This window comes from Mesorhizobium mediterraneum (genome assembly GCF_002284565.1).
Lineage (GTDB): Bacteria > Pseudomonadota > Alphaproteobacteria > Rhizobiales > Rhizobiaceae > Mesorhizobium > Mesorhizobium mediterraneum.
In genome coordinates this window covers 14920-25182 of sequence record NZ_NPKI01000041.1, presented here as the reverse complement: position 1 = coordinate 25182, position 10263 = coordinate 14920, and the positions used below count along the sequence as shown (strand labels likewise).

Below are 10263 nucleotides of genomic sequence, written 5' to 3'. Positions count from 1 at the left end.
ACATCATCCGCCACATCACGGCGCAGACGCTGGCGTCTACGCCGTGCGGAATGCTCAGGCTGCGGCCTTCTTCTCTGCCGTGCTCACGGAGGCGATCGTCTTCAGGATCTGGGAAGCGATCTGGTAGGGGTCGCCCTGCGAGTTCGGGCGGCGATCCTCGAGATAACCCTTATAGCCGTTGTTGATGAAGGAATGCGGCACTCGGATCGAGGCGCCGCGGTCGGCGATGCCATAGCTGAACCTGTTCCACGGCGCGGTCTCATGCTTGCCGGTCAAACGCTTGTCGTTGTCCGGGCCATAGACTGCGATGTGATCCATCAGGTTTTTGTCGAAGGCGGCCATCAGCGCCTCGAAATAGGCCTTGCCACCGACTTCGCGCATATGGGCGGTCGAGAAATTGGCGTGCATGCCGGAACCATTCCAGTCGGTGTCGCCGAGCGGCTTGCAGTGATATTCGATGTCGATGCCGTATTTCTCGGTGAGGCGCTGCATCAGGTAGCGGGCCATCCACATCTGGTCGGCGGCCTTCTTGGAGCCCTTGCCGAAAATCTGGAATTCCCACTGGCCTTTGGCGACCTCGGCGTTGATGCCTTCATGGTTGATGCCGGCGGCAAGGCAGAGATCGAGATGCTCCTCGACGATCTGCCGGGCGACGCTGCCGACGTTGCTGTAGCCGACGCCGGTGTAATACGGGCCTTGCGGCGCCGGGTAACCGCTTTCGGGGAAGCCGAGCGGGCGGCCATCCTTGTAGAAGAAATACTCCTGCTCGAAGCCGAACCAGGCGCCCTCGTCATCGAGGATGGTGGCGCGCTTGTTGGATGCATGCGGCGTCACGCCGTCCGGCATCATGACTTCGCACATGACGAGCACGCCATTGGTGCGCGCGGGATCCGGATAGATGGCGACCGGCTTCAGCACGCAGTCGGACGAGTGGCCCTCGGCCTGCATGGTCGAGGAACCGTCGAAGCCCCACAGCGGAAGCTGGTCGAGCGTCGGGAACTCGGCATATTCCTTGATCTGCGTCTTTCCGCGAAGGTTGGGAACCGGGGTGTATCCATCGAGCCAAATGTACTCGAGCTTGTATTTCGTCATTCTAGCCTCTCGTTGCTTGATCACCGAACCTTGGACGGCGCTGGCGTGCCAGCCACCCTGCAGCCGACCTGCCGGATTATTAAAAAGCAATTCGTGTGCCATTTTCACCGGCAAAGGATGCGACAAAACTGACGCCGCATCCCGACAAATTCGTTGCGTCGTCATCGCAATGCGTCCGGATCAATCACAAGCATGTTTTGTATAAATAATAGGCAGTTGCTGATCTTTTTATAATCATATTGCCTAACTGGATTGCAGAACCTATCTTCGGGAAAGATTCAATCGGCAAGGCTCTGCAGAAGAAAGGAGACCGACAATGGAAATCACTCCTACCCGTCAGTCGGCCAAAATCCTGATGTTCCCGGTGGCAGCGCGCGCTTCTGCCTCAAATTTAAGCGGAAAGGCTAAGTTCGCGGCAGAACTTGCTTCATTGCGCAACCGTATGGATTTCGGAAGCGGCTGGTATCACGAAGCGGCCATCGAAGAAGAGAAGCAGGACCGGAAGAGCTAAAGGCCCTTCCTTCCGCCCCGCTTCCGACGAATTGAAAAGCCCGGCGCGATCACTCGCGCCGGGCTTTTCATTTTCGCCGTCAGGCCAGGATCAGGTCTTGGCGTGCAAGTTCGTTCCCAGCGTATCCTTGACGAAAATCATACCGATGATCAGCGACATCGCCGCGATCACCACCGGATACCAGAGGCCGTAATAGATGTCGCCCTTGTAGGCGCTGAGCGCGAACACCGTTGCTGGCAGCAGGCCTCCGAACCAGCCATTGCCGATGTGATAGGGCAATGACATGCCGGTGTAGCGGATGCGTGTCGGGAACATCTCGACCAGGATCGCGGCGATCGGTCCGTAGACCATGGTCACGTAAAGGACCAGGATGAACAGGATGCCGATGACCTTTGCCCAGTTGACCTGTGCAGGGTCGGCAAACATCGCAAAGGCGCCTGCTTCCGGGACGTTGTAGACGGTGATCTCGGGCGCTCCCGCCGCAGCCTCATCGGCCGTCAGCAGCTTGTCCTTGATCGCCTGGTCGACCGCAACCGTCGTCTTGTCGCCGGCGCGGATTGCGGCGGCGTCGAGCTTCAGTTCCGGATTGGCCGCGACGAAGGCGTCAAGCTTCTGGTCGGCGACCTTGGCTGCAGCACGCTTGAGCGGATAGCCGCCGTCCTGCAACGCAATGTTGATTGCCTTCTTGAAGGCGGCGTCGCTTGAAGTTGCCTTGTCTGCGGCTGCCACGGCATCATAGGACGCCACCGTTTCGGCGCCGATCTTGACACTGGCCGCGGTCCCCGGAGCCGCTGTCGTGACAATGTCATAGGGCACGGAGCTCTTGGCGAGGAAGTCCGTCGCAATATCGCACGACGTGAGAGGCTTGCGCGTTCCGGTTGGATTGAACTGGAACTTGCAGTCGCCAGGCGCAGCGGTAATCGTGGCACGGGTGTTTTGCTGCGCAGTGGCGAGCGCCGGATTGGCTGCCCAGGTCAGCGCCTTGAACAGCGGAAATGTGGTGACGATCGCCAGCGCCAGGCCCGCCATGATGATCGGCTTGCGGCCAATCTTGTCGGAGAGCCAGCCGAACACGACGAAGAAGATCGTGCCGAGCGCCAACGCGATGGCGATCATGATGTTGACCGACTGGCCGTCGACCTTGAGCACGTTCTGCAGGAAGAACAGTGCGTAGAACTGCCCGTTGTACCAAACCACGGCCTGGCCAGCAGTAAGGCCGAGAAGCGCCAAAATGGCGATTTTGGCATTTTTCCATTGGCCGAACGCTTCCGTCAGTGGCGCCTTGGAGCCCTTACCTTCATCCTTCATCCGCTGGAATGTCGGCGATTCGGCAAGCGACAGGCGTATCCAGACCGAAATGCCCAGCAGGACCGCAGAGACCAGGAACGGTATGCGCCAGCCCCAGGCCGCGAAGTCTTCCTTGCTCAGCGAATTCTGCACGATCAGGATGACGATCAGCGACAGGAACAGGCCGAGCGTGGCTGTCGTCTGGATCCACGATGTGTAGAAGCCACGACGATCGTCGGGAGCGTGCTCGGCGACGTAGGTCGCAGCACCGCCATACTCGCCACCCAGCGCCAGGCCTTGCAGCATGCGCAGTGCAACCAGGATGATCGGCGCCGCGATGCCCCAACTGGCAGCGCCAGGAAGTATGCCGACCAGGAAGGTCGACAGACCCATGATCAGGATGGTGACGAGAAAGGTGTATTTACGGCCGACGAGATCGCCGATGCGGCCAAACACCAGCGCCCCGAATGGGCGCACGAGGAAGCCCGCGGCGAAAGCCAGCAGCGTGAAGATGTTGCGCGTTGTTTCGGGATATTGCGTGAAGAACGCGGCGCCGATCGCGGCCGCCAAAGTGCCGTAGAGATAAAAATCATACCATTCGAAAACGGTGCCGAGTGAGGAAGCGAAGATGACTTTCTTCTCTTCCCGCGTCATGCCGCGGCTTGCTCTGCCGGCGGTCGCTGCCATTACCATGAATTCGTCCTCCCGTGATATCTCGCTGTGCTTGATGCTGCGCGGTGTCGTGCCTCTGGACACGAACTCGGGCAGCTATCGCCGCAAGAAATGACAGAAAGCGCCGCCCAGAGGCAGGCCGTCTTTGGGATTATGACTTTGGTCCAATATGCAACGCGGGCGGCGATTGCGGTCAGGCTTTGAGCGCCTCGAGCAGGCCGACGGCGGCCATCATGTCGCGCTTGCGGGCCGAGCGGCGCGCGACAGCTTCCGCGTCATGGCCCCAGTGCTCGGCCTGCCAGTCCTCGTCGACATGGCCGGCAGTCCAGGCGGTGTCGCCGTCGATCTCGCCGAAATCGACGGCCAGAGCCAGCAGAGCCGATCCCGTCAGCGACGTCATGACGTGGATGGCCGCCAGCCGTAGCGGGTCGGCGCGCTGGGCAAGATGGACACCGAGCACCGCAATGCTCTCACGCGGCTGCTCGACATGGATCACCCCTTCGGCGAGGTGAAACCGGGCGCCAAGCGCGCTCCGCGCCCAGTCGATGATGGGATCCCAATGTTCGTTCTGCCGGTCGACCAGCCCTTGTGGAGCGTCGGCGCGATAGCAGAGCAGATCGGACGAGGCGAAACGCAGGATGTCCTCCAGCACCGCTTGCGGGTCGCTGGCGACGCCGTCGATGGCCGTATTGACCAGACGCATGACCGGCATCGTCACCGGGTCGATAGTCTCACCTTGCGCGGCGAACTCGTCGGCGACCAGAGCGGCCGCTTTTTCGGTCGGCAGGACCAGCAGCGCCTTGCCCGGCGTGCGGACCGGCTTGCCATCGAGATGAATGGCAAAACCATCTTCGGCCGGTGCGACCGAAACGGCTTTGTAGAAGCGTTTCGGCAAGTGCGTCTTCATCTGGATTTGGGCACGGCGCACCGGATCCGGATCGGAAAGCTGCTTTCCCGCTTCGAGGTCGTTGAGGATATCGCGCATGCCGGAGCCTTTCATCCGGGGATCTGTTTTCGGGCTGGCCGGTTCACGATGATCAGGCCGGCTGCGATGAGGCCGAGTGCCAGGAAAATACGAACGCTCAGCGGCTCGTTCAAGAAGATGGCGCCGCACAGAACGCCGAACACCGGCGACAGGAAGGTGAAGCTCGAGAGGCCCGATGCCGGATAGCGCCTGATCAGCCAGAACCACAGCACATAGGTGAACGCAACGATGTAGACCGCCTGGAAAAGCAGGGCCAAGGTCGGCAAGGCGGCGAAGTCGCGGACGGGCGGCCCGGCGAAAGGCAGCACCAAGGCGCCTACCACGGCAGCGCCGGCCAGTTGGTAGAGCAGCAATTTCTCGGCGCTCGTTTCCGCCAATTTCGTCCGCTTGATGACGATGTAGGTCAAGGCCCAGAGAATGCCGGCGCCGAGACTGAGCAGATCACCGGTCAGTGTCGAACCATTGTCGGCGCTCAGCTGGTCGGAGAACACTGCGACCAATCCGGCGAAAGCGAGCAGAAGGCCGACGAGCCGGCGCACGGTGATGCGTTCGTTCAGCAGGAAATGCCCGCCGACCAGCACCCAGAACGGCATGGTGTTGACCAGCAAGGTGTTGCGCGCGACGGTCGTCTGTTCGAGCCCGACATAGAGAAACAGGAACTCGAGACCAAAAAGCGCGCCTGCCAGAATGCCGGCGACAAGGGTTCCGTCGCGGGTGAAAAGCACAATGCCGCGCCAGCGGCACCAGACGAGAACGCACAGCCCGCCAATGACCGACCGTGCGATCGACAGGAAAACGGGATCGTAGCCAGCATAGGAGATCTTGGCGGCGACATAGTTCAGCCCCCAGGAAAAGGTCAGCCCGACCATGATGGCGGCGGCGGCAGCGTCAACGGAACTGCGGCGGTCCATTGCGGTTGCTGCGGTCATTGCTTGGACTGGCTTTCCAGCTTGGCGAGCAGCGCCTTCAGCACCTCGGTATTCTGCCTTACCGCTTCGGTGTTCTCACGGCCGATTTCGGCCATCACCCCCTGCCGGGTTGCAACGCGGCGCATATAAGCGAACCAGACGACGAGAATCAGGATGAACGGCAACCAGTTCACCAACTGACGAACGAGCCACGCCTCATCCATGGTTTACTCCCTCGCTCATTTAGTCCTCCGCGCTTGCGTCGTCGAACCCGATCAGGTTCCAGCTCTGGCGCATATGCGGCGGCATCGGTGCGGTGACGTCGATAAAACCCTTGTCGGGATGCGGGATAACGATGCGGCGCGCGTGCAGATGCAAGCGGTTCTGCATGCCGCCGGGAAAATCCCAATTGGTGTCGGCCTCGAAATATTTGGGGTCACCGATGATCGGGCAGCCAATGTGAGCGGCATGGACGCGAAGCTGGTGGGTACGGCCGGTGTAGGGTTCCATCTCCAGCCAGGTCATCGTCTGCGCAGCCTGCTCGATGATACGGTAGTAGGACACGGCATGATCGGCGCCCTTTTCGCCATGCTTGGCGACGCGCACGCGGTCGCCGTCGGGTGTCGGCTCCTTGATCAGCCAGGTCGAGATCTTGTCCTCGCGCTTCGGCGGCACACCCTTGACCAGCGCCCAATAGGTCTTCTTGGTCTCACGCGCCCGGAACGCCTCGGCGAGCTTCATGGCGGCGAGCCTGGTGCGGGCGACGACCAGCACGCCTGACGTGTCGCGGTCGAGCCGATGCACCAGGCGTGGTTTCTCGCCCTTCTGGCTGCGCCAGGCTTCCAGCATGTCGTCGACATTGCGAGTGACGCCCGAGCCACCCTGAACGGCAAGGCCGGCCGGCTTGTTGAAGACGAAGACTTTCGGATCTTCATGGATCAGCATCTTGGCCAGGACGTCGGCGTCGCCCTGGTTGCGGATCGAGTGACCAGTGAGCGCGCTTTCACCCTTCTTGTCCACTTCGAGCGGCGGGATGCGGACCATCTGGCCGGGCTCGACGCGGGTATCGGCCTTCACCCTGCCACCATCGACACGGATCTGGCCGGAACGCAGCAGTTTTTGCAGATGGCCGAAGCCAAGACCCGGAAAATGGGTCTTGAACCAGCGGTCGAGCCGCATGCCCGCCTCGCCGGCCTCCACCGTGATCTGTTCAACGCCTGCCATTGTCTCGTTTTACCCGTTTCTAGCGCATGACCTGAAATCGATTTTCGGAAAGGTCGTGCGCAAATCAAAATGCTACAGCGTCTTTGCGCGTCCTAAGGGACGCGAGGTGCTGCAAGCGGGGGCAATAGCATTAAGGCAGGCTTCTTGCGAGCCAAAGACCCAGAAACAGGGCAATGATCGCGCCAATGAGGCTGGCAAGGGCATATCCGAACGCCGGCAGCGTCGCGCCACGCTCCCACAGCGTCGCAAAATCGAGCGAAAAGGCGGAGAAAGTGGTGAAGCCGCCGAGGATGCCGGTGGCAACGAACAGCCGAAGCTCGTTCGATCCGCCGTAGCGCCGCGCCAGGGTCGTGATGAACAGGCCCATGGCAAAGGAGCCGACGATGTTGATCGCCATCGTGCCCCAGGGAAAACTCGGGCCGACAAGACGCAGCGCAACGAAATTGGCGACGTGGCGCAGCCCCGCACCAATAGCGCCGCCCGCGGCAACAAGCAGGAGATTAATCATCGCCGTCTACTGCCCCTACAGGACGGCCTCGGTCAATCCCTGCTGCTCAGCGTGCGGCGCCGTCCCGAGCGGAAAAACCGTACGAGGCTACTTTTTCCGCTCGCCGCGCAGCTTCGCCCAATAGTCGAGCCGTTTCCTGATATCGCGTTCAAAGCCGCGCTCGGGCGGATCATAGAATGTGTGGCGGCCCATCTTTTCCGGAAAATAATCCTGTCCGGAAAAAGCGTCCGGCTCGTCGTGGTCATAACGGTAGCCTGCGCCGTAATCTTCTTCCTTCATCAGCTTGGTCGGCGCGTTGAGGATGTGTTTGGGCGGCAGCAGCGAGCCGAACTCCTTCGCCGCCTGTGTGGCGGCCTTGAAGGCGGTGTAGACGGCGTTGGATTTGGGCGCGCTGGCGAGATAGACGGTGGCCTCGGCAAAAGCGAGCTCGCCTTCTGGCGAGCCCAGATAGTCGTAGGCATCCTTGGCGGCATTGGCGATGACCAGCGCCTGCGGGTCGGCCAGCCCGATATCCTCCATCGCCATGCGCACCAGCCGGCGGCCGAGATAGAGCGGATCCTCACCGGCGTCGAACATGCGGGCGAGATAATAGAGGGCGGCGTCCGGGTCGGAGCCGCGCACCGATTTGTGCAGCGCCGAAATCAGATTGTAGTGGCCGTCCTGGCCCTTGTCATAGATCGGCGCGCGGCGCTGGACGATGCGCTGCAGGCCCTCGGCGCCGAACACCTCGCCTGATTTGGCGGCGCGCCAAACCTCTTCGGCCAGCGTCAGCGCCGCGCGGCCATCGCCATCGCTCATGCGGATGAGCATCGCCCTCGCCTCGTCGTCGAGCGGCAGCCCCCTGCCCTCGGTCTCCTCCGCCCGCGCCAGCAGCTTGGCGATGCTGTCCTCACCGAGCGAATGGAAGACCAGCACGCGGGCGCGGGACAACAGCGCGGCATTCAGCTCGAAGGACGGGTTCTCGGTGGTGGCGCCGACCAGCACGACGGTGCCGTCTTCCATCACAGGCAGAAAACTGTCCTGCTGGGTGCGGTTGAAGCGATGGATCTCGTCGACGAAAAGCAGCGTCTGACGGCCATTGGTGCGACGCAGCTTTGCCGTCTCGAACACTTTTTTCAAATCGGCGACGCCGGAAAACACCGCCGATATCTGTTCGAAGGCAAGGCTGGTTTCGCCGGCAAGCAACCGCGCGACGGTAGTCTTGCCCGTTCCCGGCGGCCCCCAGAAGATCATCGAGCCGAGCGAGCCTGATCCGATGAGCCGCGTCAGTGCGCCGTCGGGCCCGGTCAGATGCTCCTGGCCAACGACCTCGGCAAGGTTCTTCGGGCGCAGTCGGTCGGCCAGCGGCCTGCCGGGCGGCGCCTTTTCCGGTTCATCGACACTGAACAGATCGGCCATGCACTTCTTTTCGTTGGAGCGCGATCTCGTCCGAAGGATCGAGTTCGGGCTTAGTAACGCAACACCTGGCGCAGTATCTGCCCGCCGCGCTCGACGGTAAAGCGCCACCAGCGAGTCTCCTGCATGGATGCCTGTTCCAGGGTCGCTGCGGTATCGATGGTCAAGCCATTGACCTCGCGAACGATGTCGCCCGGCTGGAAGCCGAAACCGGCTGCGGGCGAACCGCGATTGATATCGATCACGGTAACGCCCTTGGCATCCGTGCGCATGCCGAGCCGCTGAGCGAGCCGAGGCGACAGTTCAGCAACCTTGGCACCCGAAAATGGGCTGCGGCCGCGCAGCGTCACTTCCGCGAGCTTTGCACCTTCCGGCGCGCGCTCCAGCGCGATGTCCATCGTTGCTTGCTGGCCTTTGCTCAGGACGGCGAAGCTGGCACTGGTGCCGATCGACAGCGTCGCCATCCGGTAATCCAACGCCTCGATACTCTCGACCGGCGTGCCGTTGAGCGACAGCACGACGTCGCCGGCCTTGAGCCCCGCTGTGGCCGCCGGCCCTGCTGCTTCGACAGATGAGACCAGCGCGCCGGTCGAGGTCTCCATGCCGAGCGATTCGGCGATCTGCGGCGTCACGCGCTCGAATTCGGCGCCGATATAGGGCCGCTCGAAGAAGTCGCGCCCGGCCTTGGCCGCATCGGCAAAAGCGCGAACCATGTTGGAGGGAATAGCGAAGCCGATGCCGATCGAGCCGCCGCTGCGGCTGTAGATCGCCGTGTTGATGCCGACCAGTTGGCCCCCCATGTTGATCAGCGCGCCGCCGGAGTTGCCGGGATTGATCGCGGCGTCGGTCTGGATGAAGAAACTCGAATCGGAAACGCCGATGTGGCTGCGGGCAAGCGCCGAAACGATGCCGCTGGTGGTGGTCTGGCCGACACCGAAGGGATTGCCGATGGCCAACAACAGGTCGCCAACCTCGAGCGCGTCGGAATCACCGATGGCGACGACCGGATATGGCTTGTCGGCGGAGATCTTGAGCACAGCGAGGTCAAGCGTCTCGTCCTTGAGCAGCACCTTGCTGTCGAATTCACGCCCGTCCGCGGTAGCGACCTTGACCTGATCGGCATCCTTGATGACGTGGAAATTGGTGACCACTATGCCCGTCGGATCGACCAGCACGCCGGAGCCGAGCGAGGACTGCGCACGCGGCTGCGAACGGCCGAAGAACTCTTCGAAGAACGGATCGCCGTCGAAGGGCGATCTCATCTTGGCCGTTTGCGAGGCATAGACATTGACCACGGCCGGCGCCGTCTGCTTGACCAGCGGCGCGAAGGACAGTTGCACCTCCTCGCGGCCGAATGGCACGCGCTTGTCTGGACCGGAGGTGGCATTTTCGCCTTCGGCGCCGCGCAGCAGGTCGGTCAGCACATCGGACAGGCCGGGATCGGCTTTGGTGTCCTGCGCCAGCGCCTGCCTGGCCGCCGGCACGACTGCCAGCGCCATCAAGGCGCAGAGTAGAACAAGGGACAGCCGTTTTACGCGCATTCCGAATCCTCCGGGTCGGGCGCCATTGTCCCGACGATTGTGCAAAATGAAAGGCTAAGGCGCTGAAATCCGATTATTTTGGGCGGAAAGGCATGAGCTGAGCCAAGAAGTCGCAGCAAATGCTCCTTGCCGCTTCCGGA

10 protein-coding genes are annotated in these 10263 nt (G+C 61.9%); 1 reads left to right on the top strand and 9 read right to left on the bottom strand.

Annotation, left to right across the window (positions count from 1 at the left end):
- Positions 1 to 54: 54 nt before the first annotated feature.
- Positions 55 to 1092 (bottom strand): glutamine synthetase beta-grasp domain-containing protein, encoded by a 1038-nt coding sequence (locus CIT25_RS28875; RefSeq protein ID WP_095488579.1) that lies wholly within the window; start codon positions 1090 to 1092, stop codon positions 55 to 57.
- 316 nt (positions 1093 to 1408) lie between these two features.
- Here CIT25_RS28875 and CIT25_RS28870 point away from each other — a divergent pair, with 316 nt between their 5' ends.
- Positions 1409 to 1603 carry a DUF2735 domain-containing protein gene (locus CIT25_RS28870; protein ID WP_095488578.1) on the top strand — a complete coding sequence of 65 codons (195 nt, stop codon included), beginning with the start codon at positions 1409 to 1411 and terminating at the stop codon, positions 1601 to 1603.
- Between the two features lie 90 nt (positions 1604 to 1693).
- Here the strand turns inward: CIT25_RS28870 and CIT25_RS28865 are convergent, their stop codons facing one another.
- The 8 genes from CIT25_RS28865 to CIT25_RS28830 form a co-directional block, all read right to left on the bottom strand.
- Positions 1694 to 3583, bottom strand: a complete 1890-nt coding sequence (locus tag CIT25_RS28865; protein ID WP_095488577.1) for an MFS transporter — start codon at positions 3581 to 3583, stop codon at positions 1694 to 1696.
- Positions 3584 to 3755: 172 nt separating this feature from the next.
- Positions 3756 to 4547, bottom strand: a complete 792-nt coding sequence (locus CIT25_RS28860) for an ATP12 family chaperone protein (RefSeq protein WP_095488663.1) — start codon at positions 4545 to 4547, stop codon at positions 3756 to 3758.
- Between the two features lie 11 nt (positions 4548 to 4558).
- Positions 4559 to 5476: a DMT family transporter gene (locus tag CIT25_RS28855; protein WP_095488576.1), complete on the bottom strand. Its 918-nt coding sequence runs from the start codon at positions 5474 to 5476 to the stop codon at positions 4559 to 4561.
- Complete coding sequence (locus CIT25_RS28850) at positions 5473 to 5679, bottom strand: hypothetical protein (protein WP_095488575.1); 207 nt, start codon at positions 5677 to 5679, stop codon at positions 5473 to 5475. The genes CIT25_RS28855 and CIT25_RS28850 overlap by 4 nt, the downstream gene beginning before the upstream one ends.
- 19 nt (positions 5680 to 5698) lie before the next feature.
- Complete coding sequence (locus CIT25_RS28845) at positions 5699 to 6679, bottom strand: RluA family pseudouridine synthase (RefSeq protein ID WP_095488574.1); 981 nt, start codon at positions 6677 to 6679, stop codon at positions 5699 to 5701.
- Positions 6680 to 6809: 130 nt separating this feature from the next.
- Positions 6810 to 7187 carry a fluoride efflux transporter CrcB gene (crcB, locus tag CIT25_RS28840; protein WP_029352249.1) on the bottom strand — a complete coding sequence of 126 codons (378 nt, stop codon included), beginning with the start codon at positions 7185 to 7187 and terminating at the stop codon, positions 6810 to 6812.
- Between the two features lie 87 nt (positions 7188 to 7274).
- The gene (locus tag CIT25_RS28835) at positions 7275 to 8585 is read right to left on the bottom strand and encodes a replication-associated recombination protein A (protein WP_095488573.1); all 1311 of its coding nucleotides are present in this window, start codon (positions 8583 to 8585) and stop codon (positions 7275 to 7277) included.
- 50 nt (positions 8586 to 8635) lie between these two features.
- Positions 8636 to 10123 carry a DegQ family serine endoprotease gene (locus CIT25_RS28830; RefSeq protein ID WP_095488572.1) on the bottom strand — a complete coding sequence of 496 codons (1488 nt, stop codon included), beginning with the start codon at positions 10121 to 10123 and terminating at the stop codon, positions 8636 to 8638.
- Between the last annotated feature and the right edge of the window lie 140 nt (positions 10124 to 10263).